Raw genomic sequence first — 20,231 nt, forward strand, 5'->3', positions numbered from 1 at the left:
CAAACGCGCGACGACCGATCTTCGCGAAGCGAAGCGGGCGCTGCAGGAAACGCGCGAGCGCGACGGCGAGCCGATCGCGATCGTCGGCATGGCCTGCCGGTACCCGGGCGGCGTCACGTCGCCCGAGGACCTGTGGAACCTCGTCGCCACCGGAACCGACGCGATCGGCGGGTTCCCGGAGGACCGCGGCTGGCCGCTGTACACGCTGTACGACCCCACCGGCGAGCGGCCCGGCACCACGAACACCCGCGAGGCCGGATTCCTTTACGACGCGGCGGAATTCGACCCGGAGTTCTTCGGCATCTCGCCGCGCGAGGCGCTCGCCATGGACGCCCAGCAACGGATCCTGCTGGAAACCTCGTGGACCGCGTTGGAGCGGGCCGGGATCGTGCCGGAGACGTTGCGCGGCAGCGAAACCGGCGTGTTCACCGGCGTCATGTACCACGACTACGCCGGACACGCGGCCGCCGGCAGCGTCGTCTCGGGCCGGGTCGCTTACGCACTTGGCCTCGAAGGACCGGCGGTGAGCGTGGACACCGCGTGCTCGTCGTCGCTCGTCGCGCTCCACTGGGCCGCGCAGGCCTTGCGGCGCGGGGACTGTTCGCTCGCGCTGGTCGGCGGCGTCACGGTGATGGCCACTCCCGAAACTTTCGTGTACTTCTCCGAGCAGCGCGGCCTTTCCGACGACGGTCGCTGCAAGGCGTTCGCCGCCGCGGCCGACGGAACCGGCTGGGGCGAGGGCGCGGGCGTCCTCGTGGTCGAGCGGCTTTCCGAAGCTCGCCGCAACGGGCACCCGGTGCTCGCCGTCGTCCGGGGTTCCGCGGTGAACTCCGATGGCGCGTCGAGCGGCCTGACTGTCCCCAATGGACCCGCGCAGCAGCGGGTGATCCGCCAGGCGCTGGAGTCGGCCGGACTGACCACATCGGACGTCGACCTCGTCGAAGGCCACGGCACCGGCACCAAACTTGGCGACCCGATCGAGGCGCAGGCGCTGCTCGCGACCTACGGCCAGGACCGCAGTGAGCCGCTGTGGCTGGGCTCGCTCAAGTCGAACATCGGGCACACCCAGGCCGCGGCCGGGGTCGGCGGCGTGATCAAGGTCGTGGAAGCGATCCGGCACGGCGTGCTCCCGAAGACCCTGCACGTCGACGCGCCCTCGCCGCACGTCGACTGGTCGGCAGGCGAGGTCGAGCTGCTCACCGAGGCCCGCCCGTGGCCGGAGACCGGACGCGCCCGTCGCGCCGCGGTGTCGTCGTTCGGGATCAGCGGCACCAACGCGCACGTGATCGTCGAACAGGCCGAGCAGGTCGAGGAGGCCGCCGCACCGGTCGAGGTGCCGGTGCTCGCTTGGCCGGTTTCCGCGGACACCGCCGACACGCTCGACGCCCAGCTGAACCAGCTCGTAAGCCTCGAAGGCTCGCCGACCGATATCGGTTTCTCCTTGGCCACCACCAGGTCCGCGCTTGACCACCGCGCGGTGCTGGTCGGTGCCACGCGCGAGATCGTCCGGGACCGCCGCACCAATGGCCGTACCGCATTCCTCTTCACCGGCCAGGGTGCGCAGCGCGCCGGGATGGGCACGGAACTCGCCGCGAAGTACCCGGTGTTCGCCGAAGCCTTCGACGCTGTGTGTGCCGAGCTTGACCCGCACCTGGACCGTCCACTGAAGACAGTCCTCGACGACGCTGCCGAACTGGAGCGCACCGGCTTCACCCAGCCCGCGTTGTTCGCGGTCGAGGTGGCGTTGTTCCGGCTGCTGGCGTCGTGGGGGATCAAGCCGGACTTCCTGCTGGGCCACTCCATCGGCGAGCTGGCTGCCGCGCATGTAGCCGGGATTCTCTCGCTGCCGGACGCTGCGGCGTTGGTCGGCGCGCGGGCGCGGCTGATGCAGGCGCTGCCGTCCGGTGGTTCGATGGTGGCCCTGCAGGCGACCGAGGACGAGGTCACGCCGCTTCTGACTGACCAGGTCAGCATCGCGGCGATCAACGGTCCGGACTCCGTGGTGCTCTCTGGCACCGAGGATGCGGTCGCTGCCGTGATCCAGGAGTTCGCGGGCCGGAAATCCTCGAAGCTCAAGGTGTCGCACGCGTTCCACTCGCCGCTGATGGAGCCGATGCTGGCCGAGTTCGCCGTCGTGGCCGAGAAGCTTACCTACGCGAAGCCGCTGATCCCGATCGTCTCCACCGTCGGCTCTGACGAAGATCTGTCCACTCCGGACTACTGGGTGCGCCAAGTCCGCGCAGCAGTCCGGTTCCACGCCGGGGTCCAGTCCTTGGTGGACGAAGGCGTCCGCACGTTTGTCGAAATTGGACCGTCCGCAGTCCTCACCGCGGCCGCCCAGAACGGGTTTGACGACGACACGCTCGCGTTCGTCCCGGCTCTGCGCAAGGACCGTGGCGAAGCGATCACCGCCGTCACCGCGCTTGCGACGCTGCACGCACGCGGTGCCGAGGTCGACTGGACCGCGTTCTACCCGGGCGCGCGCCGCGTAGACCTGCCGACCTACGCCTTCCGCAAGACCCGATACTGGCTCCCCGCCGCCGCGACCAGCGGAGACGCGACCGAACACGGCCAGCGCCCCGCCGAGCACCCGATGCTGAGTTCCGTCGTCCACCTGCCGGACACCGACGCCGTGGTGCTCACTGGCCGTCTGTCGACCAGCACCGTCGGCTGGGTCGCCGACCACGTCGTGCTCGGCACCGTCCTGGTGCCCGGAACGGCGTTCGTCGAGCTGGTGCACCGCGCCGCCGAGGAAGCCGGGTGCGCGCACATCGAGGAACTCACCCTCGAAGCTCCGCTCACCCTCACCGAAAGCGCCGCGATCCAGGTCTCCGTCGAGGCCGCGGACGAGAACGGCCGACGCACGGTCACCGTCCACTCGCGACCCGACAGCGCCGAAGCCTGGACCCGGCACGCGAGCGGTTTCGTTGCCCCGACTGCGGAACCGCCGTCGTTCGACCTCACCGAATGGCCGCCCGCCGGAGCCACCAAGGTCGAGCTGGACGACCCGTACGAAACCCTCGCCGCACTGGGCTACGACTACGGCCCTGCTTTCCAGGGCCTGCAAGCGATGTGGTGCGAGGGAGACGTCGTCTACGCGGAGGTTACGCTTCCCGACGGTGCCGAGGCCCGCGACTACGGCGTCCACCCCGCCCTGCTCGACGCCGCCATGCACGCGCAACTCCTCGGCCCGGCCCCAGAAGGCGGAGCCGAGCCGATGCTGCCGTTCTCGTTCAGCGGCACCACAGTGCACTCGCCGGGCGCGTCGACGCTGCGGGTCCGGGTCGCCCCGGCCGGCACCGACGCGATCACCCTGCAGATCGCCGACGCCACCGGCGGCCCGGTCCTGACTGTCGAGGCGCTCGCCGCGCGGGCGCTCAAGCTGGCGCCGGCGAAGGACGCGCTGTATCGCGTCAACTGGGATCCAGTCACTGAAACCGTTGCACCGCAGGACTTCCGCATTCTCGAAGTGTCCACATCGGAGCGTCGAGTGCCGGAAGCAGCGCGGGCGATCGCCGCTCAGGTGCTTGCCGCGATCCAGGAAACGCTCGACGGCGACGGCCGGCTCGCGGTCGTCACGCGCGGCGCGGTTTCCGTGCAGGGCGAGGACGTCGATCCGGCGCTGGCCCCGGCGTGGGGCCTGGTCCGTGCAGCTGCGGCGGAGAACCCCGGCCGGTTCGTGCTGGTCGACGGCGACCCGGAGAAGGCATTGGCCACCGGCGAGCCGGAAACCGCGGTCCGCGACGGCAAGGTCTTCGCCCCGCGCTTCACCACAGTCACTGCGGAACCGGCCGAGCTGAACTGGGACAAGGTGCTGGTCACCGGCGGTACCGGCGGACTCGGCGCGGTCGTCGCCCGGCACCTGGTGACCAAGCACGGCGTGCGGAACCTGGTGCTGACCAGCCGTCGGGGAGCGAACGCCCCCGGCGCGGCCGAACTGCGCGACGAGCTGAGCGAACTAGGCGCGACGGTCGCGGTCGAAAGCTGCGACGTCACCGACGCGGAGTCGGTGCGGAACCTCCTCGCCACCGTCGGCCCGCTCTCCGCGGTGATCCACGCGGCTGGCGTGCCCTCGGCCGGACGCGTCGAGACGCTCACCGAGGACGAGACCGCCCGCGTCTTCGCGCCGAAGGTCGACGGGGCCTGGCACCTGCACGAGCTGACGAGCGACCTCGACGCGTTCGTCCTGTTCTCGTCTGCCGCCAGCACGGTCCTCGCGGCCGGGCAGGCGGGCTACGCCGCCGCCAACGCGTTCCTCGACGAACTGGCCGAACACCGCCGCGCACAAGGACTTCCGGCGACCTCGCTGTGCTGGGGCGCGTGGTCCGAGGACGGCGGCATGGCGAGCGAACTGTCCGAAGCGGACTTCCGCCGCCTCCGCCGCCTCGGCACCCCGCCGATGGCGACCGACGAAGCGCTCGCTTTGCTGGACGCCTGCCTGACCTCGGCCGAACCCGTGCTCGCGCCGGTCCGCCTGGACCAGGCCGCCCTGCGCGCCCGGACCGACGACCTGCCGCCGGTCCTCCGGAGCATGGTGCGCCGACCGGTCAAAAAGGCTCCGGTAGCGGTGACCCGCCTGGCGACCGTGCCCGAGGCCGAACGCGAGGAGCACCTGCTGGGCCTGGTGTCCGAGCAGGTCGCGGCGATCCTCGGCTTCGCGAACGCCGCCGCGGTCGAGCCGGAGCGCGCGTTCCAGGAGATGGGCTTCGACTCGCTCACCTCCGTCGAACTGCGCAACCAGCTCGGCGCCCGCACCGGGCTCAAGCTGACCGCGACCATCGTGTTCGACCATCCGACCCCGGCCGCGCTGGCGCGGCGGCTGCACGAGCTGCTCGGCGCCGGCCGCGGTCCGGCCGAACCGCTGCTGACCGAGATCGACCGGCTGGAGGCGCTGCTCGGCGGCGCGGCCGGAACGCTGAACGGGTCGACCGCGAAGGTCACCGCGCGGCTGGACGCGCTCGTGCGCAAGTGGACCGACGCGCACGCCGGAGCAGAAACCGAAGCCGATCTGGACGAGGCCACCGACGACGAGCTGTTTGCCGTCCTGGACGACGAATTGGGCATCTCATGAACGGGCAGACCATGAGCAACGAGGACAAGCTCCGCGACTACCTGAAGCGTGCGACGGCCGATCTGAAGCAGGCCCGCCGCCGGCTGCACGAGCTGGAGGCGCGCGACACCGAGCCGATCGCGATCATCGGCATGAGCTGCCGCTACCCCGGGGGCGTCCGGACGCCGGACGACCTGTGGGACCTCGTCGACGAGGGCCGCGACGCGATCGGGGAGTTCCCGGCCGACCGCGGCTGGGACATCGAGGGCGTCTACGACCCGACGCCCGAGCGGCCCGGCAAGACCTACACCCGGCACGGCGGTTTCCTCTACAGCGCAGCGGAGTTCGATGCCGAGTTCTTCGGCATCAGCCCGCGCGACGCCCGCCGATCCGACCCGCAGCAGCGGATCCTGCTCGAAGCGTCGTGGGAGGCCTTCGAGCGCGCCGGGCTTGACCCGCACGGGCTCAAGGGCAGCTCGACCGGCGTCTACGCCGGCGTCATGTACCACGACTACAGCGGCGGCAGCCCGGACGGCAGCCTCGTGTCCGGCCAGGTTTCCTACACGCTCGGTCTGGAAGGACCGTCGGTGTCGGTGGACACCGCGTGCTCGTCTTCGCTGGTCGCGCTGCACATGGCCGCGCAGGGGCTGCGTCGCGGCGACTGCACGCTCGCGCTGGCGAGCGGGGTCGCGGTGATGGGTACGCCGGAGATGTTCGTGGACTTCTGCAGCCGTCGCGGTCTCGCGGCGGACGGTCGGAGCAAGTCGTTCTCTGACGACGCGGACGGCACTTCGTGGGCCGAAGGCGTCGGTGTGCTGGTCCTGGAGCGGCTTTCCGACGCCCAGCGCAACGGGCACCGGGTGCTCGCGCTGCTGCGCGGCTCGGCGGTCAACCAGGACGGGGCCAGCAACGGTTTCTCCGCGCCCAACGGCCCTTCGCAGGTCCGCGTGATCGAGGCCGCGCTCGCCGACGCCGGGCTGTCGCTGTCCGATGTGGACGCTGTCGAGGCACACGGCACTGGGACTGCGCTGGGCGACCCGATCGAAGCCCAGTCGCTGCTGGAAACCTACGGCCAGCGCAGCAGCGGAGCGCCGTTGCTGCTCGGCTCGATCAAGTCGAACATGGGGCACCCGCAGGCTGCCGCCGGCGTCGCGGGCGTGATCAAAATGGTGCAGGCGCTGCGGCACGCCCGGCTGCCGAAGACACTGCACGTCGGGACGCCGTCGAAGCACGTCGACTGGACGTCCGGCGCGGTCGAGCTGCTCACTGAAGCGCAGGAGTGGCCCGAGGTGACCCGGCCGCGGCGGGCGGCGGTGTCGTCGTTCGGCGTGAGCGGGACCAACGCGCACGTGATCCTGGAACAAGCCCCGGTCACGGAGGAAGCCGCTAAACCTCCGGCCGCCGTCTATCCGCTGGCCCTGTCGGCGAAGACGCCCGCCGCGCTCGCCGAGGCCGCTGGACAATTGGCGCAAGTGGACAGTGACCTCGCCGACGTCGTCCACACGCTAGCCACCGGACGCGCGCCGCTGGACCACCGGGCGGTAGTCGTCGCTCAGGACCGCAAGCAGGCCGAGGAAGCCTTGCGCGCGCTGGCTTCCGGCTCTTCGCGTCCGGACGTGCTCACCGGTACCGCGGACGTGCGAGGCAGGACCGTCTTCGTCTTTCCCGGTCAGGGTTCACAGTGGACTGGCATGGCGCTCGACCTCATCGAGCAGTCCCCGGCCTTCGCCGCCCGAATGTCCGAATGCGACACCGCGCTGCGGAAGTTCACCGACTGGTCGGTCATCGAGGTCCTGCGCGGCGAACCGGGCACTCCGCCGGCAGATCGCGTCGACGTCGTGCAGCCGATGCTGTGGGCGGTCATGGTGTCGCTGGCCGCGCTGTGGCGTGCGCACGGCGTCGAGCCGGACATGGTGATCGGCCACTCGCAGGGCGAGATCGCCGCGGCGACTGTCTCGGGTGCACTGTCGCTTGAGGACGGTGCGCTGGTGGTTGCGCTGCGGAGCAAGGCGATCGGTGACGTCCTCGGCGGACGCGGCGGCGGCATGCTCGCGGCGGGCCTCCCGGCGACCGAGCTGGAAGAGCGGCTCGGCGCGTGGGACGGCCGGATCTCGGTCGCCGCGGACAACGGCGCGACGTCGGCCGTGCTGTCCGGCGACACCGAAGCCCTCGAAGAGCTGCGCGACCAGCTGGTCGCCGAAGGCTTCCGCGCGAAGCTGGTCCCGGTGGACTACGCGTCGCACTCAGCGCACGTCGAACACCTTTCGGACCGGCTGCTCGCCGACCTCGGCCCGATCACGCCACGCCGCGGTGACGTCGCGATGACGTCCACCGTCACTCTCGACGCGGTGGAAGAGTCCACTGTGGACGCCGCGTACTGGTTCGCCAACCTGCGGCGCACGGTCCGGTTCGCCCCGGTCGTCGCGCAGCTGGCCGAGGCTGGTTACACGCGGTTCATCGAGATCAGCCCGCACCCGGTGCTGGCCATGAGCATCCAGGAAACCCTGGACGAAACCGGGCACACTGGCTCGGTCGCCGGCACCCTGCGCCGCGACGAGGGCGACCTGACCCGGTTCGCGACCTCGATGGCGGAGTACTCGGTCCGCGGCGGCTCGGTCGACTGGCTCTCGCTGGTCCCCGGCGGGCAGATCGCCGACCTGCCGACCTATCCGTTCCAGCACAAGCGTTTCTGGCTCGAAGAGGAAGCCGCCGCCGTCGAGGCCGCGGCGACCCCGGTGGCCGACCAGGAGTTCTGGCAGGACGTGGCCGGCGGCGACGTCGACGCGCTTGCCGCCCGGCTCGGCGTCGGGACCGGCCCGCTCGCCGAGGTCGTCCCGGCACTGGCCGCCTGGCACAGCCGCCGCACCGAACTGTCCACGGTGGACTCCTGGCGCTACCGCGTGTCGTGGGCCCCGCTGTCCGGCGTGACCGGCGGACTCACCGGCAGCTGGCTGGTCGTCGTCCCCGCCGGGGTGGCGCAAGCGACCGAACTGGCGGACACGCTGGCCGAACAGGGCGACGTCGTCCGCCTGGTCGCCGCCGACTACGACCGCGCGGCGCTCGCCGAACTGCTCGGCGAGGCCACCGCAGTCCGTCCGTTCGACGGCGTCCTGTCGCTGCTCGCTTTCGACGACAACCCGACGCTCACCACGATCGCCCTGCTGCAAGCGTTGCGGGACAACGAGATCGACGCTCCGGCCTGGGTCGTCACCCGAGGCGCGGTCGCGGTCGACGCCTTCTCCGACGCTGACCCCGAAGCCGCGTCGGTCTGGGGCCTCGGCACCGTGGTCGCGCTGGACCAGCCCGGCAGCTGGGGCGGCCTGGTCGACATCACGGACTCGAACGACGCGGCCAAGCTCGCCGCAGTCGTGTCCGGCGTCAACGACGAGGACCAGGTCGCGATCCGGCCGTCCGGAGTGTTCGCCAAGCGGATGGTGCACGCCCCGCTCGGCCCGGACGCGGCCGAACCGTGGCAGCCGAGCGGCACCGTGCTCATCACCGGCGGCACCGGCGCGGTCGGCGGACACGTCGCACGCTGGCTCGCCGCTCGCGGAGCGGAACACCTGGTGCTCACCAGCCGTCGCGGCCTCGAAGCGGAAGGCGCGCGGGAGCTGGTGGAAGAGCTGTCCGGCACCCGCGTCACCGTCGTGGCCTGCGACGTTGCCGACGAGACAGCGCTGGCCAAGCTGCTCGCGGAGCACCCGCCGTCCGCCGTGGTGCACGCCGCCGGGGTGCTGACCCGCGAACCCGCGCTGGCCGACGTCACGGCGGAGGAGTTCACCGCCGCGATCCGGGCGAAGGTCACCGGTGCCGCGCTGCTCGACCGGCTGCTCGGCGACACCGAACTCGACGCGTTCGTCCTGATGTCCTCCGGTGCCGCGGTGTGGGGCACTTCGGGCCAGCCGGCCTACGGCGCCAGCAACGCCTACCTCGACGCCCTGGCCCGCCGCCGTCGTGCGGCCGGCCGCACCGCGACCGCGGTGGCCTGGGGTTCCTGGGGCGGGGGCGGCATGGTCGACGCGGACGCGAGCGATCTGCTGCGCCGCATGGGGTTGGCCGAGATGGACCCGAGGCTGGCCGTCGAAGCCCTCGGCCAGGCGCTCGACCACGACGAGTCCCAGCTGGTCGTCGCGGACATCGACTGGTCCGCGTTCGCGCCGGTCTACCAGCTCGCCCGGCCCCGCCCGCTGCTGCGCGGCATTCCCGAGGCGGCGGCCGACCAGGCCGACGCCGAACCGGTGGGCGCGGGCGATCTCGCCACCCGGCTGGCCTCGTTGAGTCCGGCCGAACAGCGCCGGACTGTCCTGGACCTGGTGCGCGGCGAGGTCGCCGCGGTCGCCGGGTACGACGACGGCGGCGCGGTGGAGCCCGCGCGGGCCTTCAAGGAACTCGGCTTCGACTCGGTGACCGCGGTCGACCTGCGCAACCGGCTCGGCTCGGGCACCGGACTGAAGCTGCCCGCCACGGTCGCGTTCGACCACGTCAACCCGCAGGCGCTGGCCGAGCACCTCTGGAGCCAGCTGTGCGCGGGCGAGACGGAGGTCCCGCTCGAGGCCGGGCTCGACCGGCTCGAAGCGGCGGCCGCCGCGCTCGACGCCGCGGAGATCGACCGGTCCCGCATCCTGCCCCGGCTGCAGGCGGTGGTCGCCGCGCTGCACCAGACGCTCTCGGGCGGTCAGTCCGGCTCCGAAGCGCTCGAAGCGGCCACCACCGACGAACTCTTCGCCCTCATCGACGACGAACTCGGCGCCTGACCCACACGGCCAGCCCACTACACCGCGACAAGAGGTTCTCCAGATGTCTGACGAAGCCAGGACCGACGAAACCAAGCTGGTCGACTACCTGAAGCGGGTCACCGCCAACCTGCAGGAGACGCGGGCCCGGCTGCGCGCGGTCGAGGCCGCCGAGTCCGAGCCGATCGCGATCGTCGCGATGGGCTGCCGCTATCCCGGCGGCGTCCGGTCCGCCGACGACCTGTGGGAGCTGGTCGCACAGGGCCGCGACGCGATCGGGGAGTTCCCCGCCGACCGCGGCTGGGCGCTGGACCGGCTGTTCGACGCCGACCCGGACAGCCCCGGCACGAGCTACGTCTCCGAAGGCGGGTTCGTCCACGAAGCGGGCGAGTTCGACGCGCCGTTCTTCGGCATCTCGCCGCGCGAGGCGCTGGCCATGGACCCGCAGCAGCGGCTCGTGCTGGAGCTGGCGTGGGAGACCTTCGAGCGGGCCGGCATCGCGCCGCACTCGCTGGCGAAACAGCAGGTCGGCGTGTTCGTCGGCAGCGGCGGGCAGGACTACTACGACGAGCTGCCGCAGTCCGTGCTCACCGGCGAGGTCGAGGACTACCTGAGCACCGGCAACGCCGCCTCGGTCATCTCCGGCCGGATCGCCTACGCGCTCGGCCTGGAAGGCCCGGCCGTCACGATCGACTCCGCGTGCTCGTCTTCGCTGGTCGCGCTGCACTTGGCGGTGCAGTCGCTGCGCCAGCGGGACTGCTCGCTCGCACTGGCCGGCGGTGTCATGGTGATGTCGCGGCCCGGCCCGTTCCTCGCCTTCAGCCGTCAGCGCGGCCTCGCGGCGGACGGTCGCTGCAAGGCGTTCTCCGACAGCGCGGACGGCACCGGCTGGGGTGAGGGCGCGGGAACCCTGTTGCTGGAACGGCTTTCCGACGCACAGCGCAACGGGCACCCGGTGCTCGCGGTGGTGCGGGGTTCCGCGGTGAACTCCGACGGCGCGTCCAACGGCCTCACCGCGCCGAACGGTCCCTCGCAGCAGCGCGTGATCCGGCAGGCGCTGGCCAACGCCCGGCTGTCGGCGTCCGAAGTGGACGCTGTCGAGGGCCACGGCACCGGTACCACGCTGGGCGATCCCATTGAGGCGCAAGCACTCCTGGCTACCTACGGCCAGGACCGCACCGAGCCGCTGTGGCTGGGGTCGATCAAGTCGAACATCGGCCACGCGCAGGCGGCGGCGGGCGTCAGCGGCGTGATCAAGATGGTGCAGGCGATGCGGCACGGCCTGCTGCCGCGCACGCTGCACGTCACCGAACCGTCCACAGAGGTCGATTGGACCTCCGGCGCCGTCGAACTGCTGCGTACCGAACGTCCGTGGGCGGCTGGGGAACGCCCACGTCGCGCGGGTGTGTCGTCGTTCGGCGTGAGCGGCACCAACGCGCACATCATCCTGGAGGAAGCGCCTCCGGCCGAGACCGCCGAGCCGGTTACGCCGAGCTGGCCCGAGGGCGTCGCGATTCCGCTGCCGCTGGCTGGCCACGGCAGCACCGCGTTGCGCGCGCAGGCGGCGCAGCTGGTGTCCTTCGCGGCGACCCCACTTGACCTGGGCTTTTCGCTCGCCACCTCGCGGTCGCCGCTGTCGCATCGCGCGGTCGTGCTGGCCGAGGACCCGAAGCAGGCTATCGCCGCGCTCGCGGACGGCGTCGCCACTCCGGACGTCATCACCGGCCCGCAGGTGGAAGGACTGACCGCGTTCCTGTTCTCCGGCCAAGGCGCGCAGCGGGCCGGAATGGGGGCCGCGCTGGCCGCCGCGTTCCCGGTCTTCCGCGAGGCGCTGGACGAGGTCTGCGCCGAACTGGACCAGCACCTCGACCGTCCACTCAAGACAGTCCTGTTCGAGAAACCGCGCCTGATCAACCAGACCGGCTACACCCAGCCCGCGTTGTTCGCGATCGAGGTCGCGCTGTTCCGGCTGCTCGCGTCGTGGGGGATCAAGCCGGACTTCCTGCTCGGCCACTCCATCGGCGAACTCGCCGCCGCGCACGTCGCCGGAGTTTTCTCGCTGGCCGACGCCGCCACCTTGGTGGCCGCGCGGGCGAGCCTGATGCAGGCGTTGCCGTCCGGTGGTTCGATGGTGGCCTTGCAGGCGACCGAGGACGAGGTCACGCCGCATCTGACTGACCAGGTCAGCATTGCCGCGATCAACGGCCCGGATTCCGTGGTGCTCTCTGGCACCGAGGACGCGGTGGCCGCCGTGGCGGCTGCGTTCGACGGACGGAAGTCCTCGAAGCTCAAGGTGTCGCACGCGTTCCACTCGCCGTTGATGGAGCCGATGCTGGCCGAGTTCGCGGCTGTGGCTCGCGGCCTGACCTACCACCAGCCGGAAATCCCGCTGGTCTCCACGGTCGGCCCCGAGGCCGACATGTCCACTCCGGACTACTGGGTGCGCCAGGTGCGTGCCGCGGTCCGGTTCCACGACGGCGTCGGAACCCTTGCCGCACAAGGCGTCGGACGCTTTGTCGAGGTCGGTCCGGACGGTGTGCTGTCCGCGCTGGTCCGCCAGACCTCCGACGCACTCGTCGTTCCGGTGCTCCGCAAGGACCGCGAAGAACCGGCCGCCGCGCTCACCGCGCTGGCCGAACTCTTCGTCAGCGGCCTGACCCCGGACTGGGCCGCGGTCTTCGCGGGCAGCGGTGCCCAGCGCGTCGACCTGCCGCCGTATGCCTTCCAGCGCAAGCGGTATTGGCTCGACGCGCGGGCCAACCGTGACGAGGTCACCGCCGCCGGTCTGACGTCCGCCGGGCACCCGCTGCTCGGCGCGGCCGTCGCGCTCGCCGACACCGACGGCGTCGTGCTCACCGGCCGGCTGTCCGTCGAAACGCACCCGTGGCTGGCCGAACACCAGCTCGGCGACGCGGTGACCGTGCCCGGCACGGCGTTCCTGGAGCTGGTCGTCCGCGCCGGCGACCAGGTCGGCTCGGGCCGGATCGAGGAACTGACCCTGGGCAGCCCGCTCGTCCTGCCCGCTCGCGGCGGTATCCAGGTGCAGGTGACCGTCGGCGCGGCGGGGGAGCGCGACGTCCGCACGGTGACTGTCCACTCGCGACCCGAAGACGACGACGCGGACTGGACCCTGCACGCCAGCGGCAGCGTCGCCCCGCAGTCGGCTCGCGGCGGCACTGAGCTGACCGAGTGGCCGCCTGCTGGTGCGGAGCCGGTCGCCATCGACGGCCTGTACGACGACTTCGCCGACACCGGCCTGACGTACGGCCCGCTTTTCCGTTCCCTGCAAGCAGTCTGGCAGCGCGGTGGCGAGATCTTCGCCGAGGTCGCCCTGCCGGAGGACAACGACGCCGAACGCTTCGGCCTGCACCCGGCCGCGCTCGACGCGTGCACGCACGCCCTGCGCGTCGCCGGTGGCGGAGACGGCGGGGTCGGCCGGGTTCCGTTCTGCTGGACCGGAGTCGAGCTGCACGCGACCGGTGCGTCCGCGCTGCGGGTGCGCTTCACTCCGACCACAGAGGACGGTTTCGAGATCGCCCTCGCCGACCCGACCGGCGCTCCGGTCGCAACGGTCGCCGAGACGGTGTTCCGCGCGTTCACCGCGCCGGTCGCCGAACAGGCCGCTCCGCTGTACCGGATCGAATGGCAGCGTTCGGCGGACAACGAAGCCACTGTGGACACTTCCGACGTCCAGCTCCTGGAGTGCATCGGCGAATCCGGCACCGCTGCGGAGACGCACGAGCTGACGCACCGGGTGCTGACGGCGCTGCAGACGTGGCTGTCCGAGGAACACCCCTCGCAAGCCCGGCTCGTGGTGGTCACGCGCGGCGCGGTCCCGGCCGCCGGGGACGTCACCGACCTCGCCGCCTCGGCGGTCTGGGGCCTGGTCCGCTCCGCACAGGAGGAAAACCCGGACGCCTTCGTCCTGCTCGACCTCGACGCCGAAACCACGCCGGAAGCGGTGTTGCCGCAGGTCCTGGCCTCGGGCGAGGCCCAGGCGGCGGTCCGGCTCGGCACCGTCCTGGTGCCCCGGCTGGTCCGCACGACGCCGGAGCTGGACCGGCCGTACTTCTGCCCGCACGGCACGGTGCTGGTCACCGGCGCGTCCGGCGCGCTGGGCGGAAAGCTCGCCCGGCACCTGGTCGCCGAACACGGCGTCCGCCGGCTGCTGCTGCTCAGCCGCCGGATCACGCCCGCCCTCGACCAGCTGGCCGCTGAGCTGCGGGAAAGCGAGGTCGACGTCCGGCTGGAGCGTTGCGACGTCGCCGACCGCGAGGCGCTGGCCGGCGTCCTGGCGTCGCTGCCGGAGGAGAACCCGCTCACCGCGGTCGTGCACGCCGCTGGCGTACTCGACGACGGCGTGGTCACCGCTTTGACGCCCGAACGGGTCGACGCCGTGCTCGCCCCGAAGGTCGACGGTGCGCTGAACCTGCACGAACTCACCCGCGAAACCGCACTGTCGGCGTTCGTGCTGTTCTCGTCGGTCTCCGGCGTGCTCGGCGCGCCTGGCCAGGGCAGCTACGCCGCAGCCAACGCGTACCTGGACGCCCTCGCCTCGCACCGCGTCGCGCACGGCCTCCCGGGTCTGTCCCTGGACTGGGGCCTGTGGGGCGAGGTCGGCGGCATGGGCGGCACGCTCACCGAAGAAGAGGTGCAGCGGCTCGCGGCAAGCGGCATCGTGCCACTGTCCACTGCGGAGGGTCTGGCGCTGTTCGACCGTGCGCTCGCCGTCCGCAAGCCGACCGCCGTCCCGGCCAAGCTCGACCTGCCGGTGCTGCGCAAACTCGACCGGCTCCCGCGCACGCTGGAGCAGCTCGTCGGCCGCACCACCCGCCGGGTGGCCGCCGCTGCCGAGTCCTCAGTGGACTCGTTCGCCGGACGCCTGCTCGGGCTGCCGGAAGAAGACCGCCGCGACGCGGTGCTGGAACTGGTCCGCGGCCACGCCGCCACCGTGCTTGGCTACCGCGCGGCGCACGAGATCGAGCCGTCGGCGCAGTTCCAGTCGCTCGGCTTCGACTCGCTGACCGCGATCGAACTCCGCAACGGCCTCACCGCGGCCACTGGCCAGCGGCTGCCCGCCACGCTGATCTTCGACCACCCCACGCCGACCGCACTCGCCGCGCACCTGCTGGCCGAGCTGGCCGGCACGGCGGTCGAAATCAGCGCGGTGTCCACTAAGGACAACTCGGACGAGCCGATCGCGATCGTCGGCATGGCCTGCCGCCTGCCCGGCGGAGTCACCTCGCCGGAACAGCTGTGGGAACTGGTCGCCGAGGGCCGCGACGGGATCGGGGACTTCCCGGCCGACCGCGGCTGGGACATCGACGGCCTGCTCGACCCGACCGGCCGCCGCCCCGGCACGACCTACGTCGCGCGCGGCGGATTCGTCTACGACGCGGGCGATTTCGACCCGACGTTCTTCGGCGTCTCCCCGAAGGAAGCGCCGATGATCGACCCGCAGCAGCGGCTGCTGCTCGAAGCGTCGTGGGAGGCGCTGGAGCGCTCCGGGATCGACCCGGTGTCGCTCAAGGGCAGCCCGACCGGCGTCTACGCGGGCGTCCAGTACCACGACTACGTGGGCGCGAACAGCGCCGGATCGATCGTCACCGGCCGGGTTTCCTACACCCTCGGCCTGGAGGGTCCGGCGGTGTCCGTCGACACCGCGTGCTCGTCCTCGCTGGTCGCGATGCACATGGCGGCACAGGCACTGCGCGGCGGCGACTGCTCGCTCGCGCTGGCCGGCGGCGTCACGGTGATGGCCACGCCGGAGACCTTTGTGGAATTCAGCCGTCAGCAGGGCCTCGCCGCCGACGGCCGGTGCAAGGTGTTCTCCGACGACGCCGACGGCACCACCTGGTCCGAAGGCGTCGGCGTGCTGGTGCTGGAGCGCCTTTCCGACGCCCGCGCCAACGGCCACCCGGTGCTCGCGGTCCTCAAGGGCAGCGCGGTGAACCAGGACGGCACGTCGAACGGCCTGACCGCGCCCAACGGCCCCGCGCAGCAGCGGGTGATCCGCGCCGCGCTGGCCGACGCCGGACTCGAACCGTCCGATGTGGACGCCGTCGAAGCGCACGGCACCGGCACGAAGCTCGGCGACCCGATCGAAGTCCAAGCGCTGCTGGCCACTTACGGCACGCAGACCTCGGCGGACCGTCCGTTGTGGATCGGTTCGGTGAAGTCGAACATCGGGCACACCCAAGCCGCCGCGGGCGCGGCAGGCGTGATCAAGATGATCGAAGCGATGCGGCACGGCGAACTCCCCGCGACGCTGCACGTGGGCAAACCGTCGAGCGAGATCGACTGGTCCACTGGCGCGGTGCGCGTGCTCGCCGAGCCGGTGAAGTGGCTGCCGAACGGTCACACCCGGCGCGTCGGCGTCTCGTCCTTCGGCGTGAGCGGCACGAACGCGCACGTCATCCTGGAGGAAGGCGACCGTCGCGAGGTCACCGCCTCGACTGGCCCGGAGTACGACGGCCCGGTCGCCTGGCCGGTCTCGGGACGCGGTGCGGCTGCATTGCGGGCGAAGGCCGAGCAGCTGATGTCCTATGTGGACGAGGAGCCGGAAGGCAGCCTCGCCGACATCGGTCTCTCGCTGGCGACTGCGCGCAGTGCGTTCGACCGCCGGGCGGTGCTGATCGGCAGCCGTTCGCCGCAGTTCGTGCGCGGTCTCGCGGCACTGGTCGACGAAGAGGACGCACGCGGCGTCGTCCGCGGCATCGCCACCGGCAGTGGCCGGACCGCGTTCCTGTTCGCCGGCCAGGGTTCACAGCGGGCGCAGATGGGCACGCAGCTGGCCGCGCGGTACCCGGCCTTCGCCGAGGCCTACGACGAGGTGTGCGCCGAACTCGACAAGCACCTCGACCGCCCGCTGCGCGAGGTGATCGAAAGCGGCGACGGCCTCGACGAGACCCGCTGGACGCAACCGGCACTGTTCGCGCTGGAAGTCGCGCTGTTCCGCACGGTCCGTTCGTGGGGCGTTAAGCCAGACCTGCTGGCCGGACACTCGATCGGCGAACTCGCCGCCGCGCACTGCGCTGGCGTGTTCTCGCTGGCCGACGCCGCGAAGCTGGTCGTCGCCCGCGGCAAGCTGATGCAGGCGCTTCCGACCGGTGGCGCGATGGTCGCGATCGACGGGACTCCCGAGGCGGTCCGTGAAGCCGCTGGGGACACTGTGGACATTGCCGCAGTGAACGGTCCGACCGCAGTGGTGATCTCCGGTGCTGCGGAAGCGGTCGCCGAGGTGGCGGCGAAGTTCGAGCGCACCAAGCAACTCCGCGTCTCGCACGCGTTCCACTCGCGACTGATGGACCCGATGCTCGCCGAATTCCGCACTGTCGCGGAAGGACTGTCCTATGCGGACCCGAGGATCCCGATCATCTCCACCGTCACCGGCGAGCCCGCCGACAACCTGACGTCACCGGAGTACTGGGTGAACCAGGTCCGCGAAGGCGTGCAGTTGCGCGACGCGGTCACCCGGGCCGCAGCGGACGGCGTGACCCGGTTCCTGGAACTGGGCCCGGACACCACGCTCACCGCGATGGCCGACGCCTGCCTCGACGAGCGTCCCGACGGTCTCGTGCTCGCTTCGCTGCTGCACAAGGAGCAGGACGAGGCGGTTGCCGCACTGACCGGTGTCGCGCAGCTGCACGTCAGCGGCGTCGACGTCGACTGGGCAGCGATCTACGCGCCGACCGGTGCCCACCCGGTCGCGGTGCCGACGTATCCGTTCCAGCGGCAGCGTTACTGGCTGGAAAGCACCGCCGCCGGACCGGGCCAGGAAGACCACCCGCTGCTCGGCACCGCGACGGAGCTGGCCGGTGCGCAGGGCCTCCTGTTCACCGGACGGCTGTCCGTCGGCACGCACCCGTGGCTGGCCGACCACGTCGTCGGCGGCTCGATCCTGTTCCCCGGCACCGGTTTCGTCGAGATGGCGATCCGCGCGGGCGACGAGGCCGGATGCCCGCGCCTGGACGAGCTGACCCTGGAGTACCCGCTGGTGGTGCCGGAGCGGACCGGCGTGCGCGTCCAGTTCGCGCTCGACGCCGCCGAGAACGGCACCCGCGCGTTCACTGTCCACTCGCGACCGGAAGGCGCGGCGGACGGTGTCCCGTGGACCCGGCACGCCACCGGACGCCTGGCCAAGGCCGGCAAGACGGAGAAGTTCGACCTCTCCGCCTGGCCGCCCGCCGCCGAACAGGTGCAACTCGAGGGCACCTATGAAGAACTGGCCACTGACGGTCTCGCCTACGGCCCGGCGTTCCGCGGTCTCGTCGCTGCCTGGAAGGGCGACGGGGAAGCGTTCGCGGAGATCCAGCTTCCGGCGACTGTGTCCGATGTGGACCGTTACGGCATCCATCCCGCCGTGCTCGACGCCGCCCTGCACACCATCGGCGTCTCCGGCGCGGTCGGCGACGAACCGGCGCTGCCGTTCGCGTGGGAAGGCGTCCGGCTGCACGCGGTCGGCGCGACCACGCTGCGGGTGCACGTGAAGCAGATCGGCTCGGGCGCGGCCGCGCTGAAGATCGCGGACGCCACCGGCGCGCCGGTCGCTTCGGTGGATTCGCTGCTGCTGCGCCCGATGTCGGCACAGCCGCAGGCCGCCGAAACCGGGGGCACGGAGTCGCTGTTCCGCCTCGCGTGGGAGCAGACCGACCTCGACGCGGTCGCCGAAGTCACCGACTGGACCGTGGTCGGCGACGACCCGTTCGGCCTCACCGAGGCCCTCGGCGCCACCGCCGCGGCCAGCATCGGCGACGCGTCCGGCCTGGTCGTACTGCCCGCCGCCGGTGACGACGTGCACGCGGAACTGCACCGGGTCCTCGGCGAACTGCAGACGTTCCTCGGCCGTCCGGAGGGTTCGCTGCTGGTGGTCACCCGAGGCGCGGTCGCGACCGACGCCGAGGAGAGCCCCGACCCGGTCGGAGCCGCGGTGGCCGGACTGGTCCGTTCGGCGCAAGCCGAGCACCCGGACCGGATCACCCTGGTCGACCTCGGCACCGGAACCCCTAGCGGCCGCACCCTTGCCGCGGTGTCCGCATCGGACGAACCGCAGGTCGCTCTCCGTGCTGGCGCGGTGCTGGTACCGCGTCTGCAACGAGCTGCCGACGCGGCCGCCGCCCCGGTCTGGGATCCGGACGGCACGGTGCTGATCACCGGTGCCACCGGTGCGCTCGGCGGTTCCGTCGCCCGGCACCTGGTGACCGAACACGGCGTCCGGAACCTGCTGCTGGTCAGCCGTCGCGGCGCGGACGCACCGGGCGCGACCGAGCTGCGGGACGAACTGTCCGGTCTCGGCGCCGAGGTCACCCTCGCCGCCTGCGACGTGGCAGACCGCGCCGCGGTTTCCGCGCTGCTGGACGGAATCGACCTGCGCGGAGTCGTGCACGCGGCCGGTGTACTCGACGACGGGGTGCTGACTTCCCTTACCCCAGAACGCCTCGACAACGTCCTGCGCCCGAAGGTCGACGCCGCGGCCACGCTCGACGAGCTGACCCGCGACCGCAACCTGACCGCGTTCGTCCTGTTCTCCTCGGCGGCCGGCGTGCTCGGCGCACCGGGACAGGGCAGCTACGCCGCGGCCAACGCCTACCTCGACGCACTGGCGGTCCGCCGCCGTCGCGAAGGCCTCGCGGGCTCCTCGCTCGCGTGGGGCCTGTGGGGCGGCGGCATGGGTGCGGCGCTGGAGGACGCGGACGCCCACCGCATCGGCGAAACCGGCATCACCGCGCTGTCCACAGAGGACGGTCTGCGGCTGCTGGACGCGGCGGCGGGTTCTCCCGAACCGCTGCTCGTGCCGATCGCGCTGGACACCCGCGTACTGGCGTCCTCCGGCGACGACGACCTCCCGGCCGTCCTGCGCGAACTCGTCGGCACTCGCGGCCGTCGCGCGGCACAGGACGCGGTGGAGGACACCGAATCGCTGGCGCAGAAACTCGGCGCGCTCCCGCCGGGCAAGCGGGTGCCGACCGTGCTCACCCTGGTGCGCACGCACGCGGCGACGCTGCTCGGGCACGCCGGGCCGGAGGCGGTGGAAGCGGACCGCTCGTTCAACGAGGTCGGCTTCGATTCCCTGTCCGCCACCGGATTCCGCAACAAGCTCAGCCTCGTCACCGGACTGAAGCTGCCGGTCAGCCTGATCTTCGACTACCCGACGCCGCGGATCCTCGCCGAGCACCTTGTCGCCGAACTGGCCCCGGCCGACGCCGAGCCGGAACCGTTGTCGGAACAGGGGATCCGCGACGCGCTGGCGGCGATCCCGCTGGAACGGCTGCGTTCGGCGGGCCTGCTCGACGGGCTGCTCGACCTGGCCGGCATCCAGGTCCCGGAACAGACTGTGGCCGAGGATGAACCGGAAGTGTCCGCAGTGGACGAGGACACGATCGACGAGCTGGACACGGACGCGTTGATCAGCATGGCGATCGGGGGTGGGGACGACGATTAGCCGACCC

The 20,231-nt window shown here is 71.8% G+C and carries 2 protein-coding genes and 1 pseudogene; all 3 read left to right on the forward strand.

Going from position 1 to position 20,231, the window contains the following annotated elements; genetic code table 11:
• Positions 1–64: 64 nt before the first annotated feature.
• Positions 65–5,071 (forward strand): annotated as a pseudogene (locus ACFSVL_RS44370) (SDR family NAD(P)-dependent oxidoreductase); the annotation flags it as partial.
• A complete protein-coding gene (locus ACFSVL_RS44375; protein WP_378313944.1) occupies positions 5,056–9,804 on the forward strand; it encodes a type I polyketide synthase in 4,749 nt (1,582 codons plus the stop codon). The pseudogene ACFSVL_RS44370 and the gene ACFSVL_RS44375, both read left to right, overlap by 16 nt.
• Positions 9,805–9,892: 88 nt before the next feature.
• On the forward strand, positions 9,893–20,224 hold the full coding sequence (locus tag ACFSVL_RS44380) for an SDR family NAD(P)-dependent oxidoreductase (RefSeq protein ID WP_449224409.1): 10,332 nt from the start codon (positions 9,893–9,895) through the stop codon (positions 20,222–20,224).
• Positions 20,225–20,231 lie beyond the last annotated feature (7 nt).

It is taken from the genome of Amycolatopsis silviterrae, from assembly GCF_042684085.1.
Lineage (GTDB): Bacteria > Actinomycetota > Actinomycetes > Mycobacteriales > Pseudonocardiaceae > Amycolatopsis > Amycolatopsis silviterrae.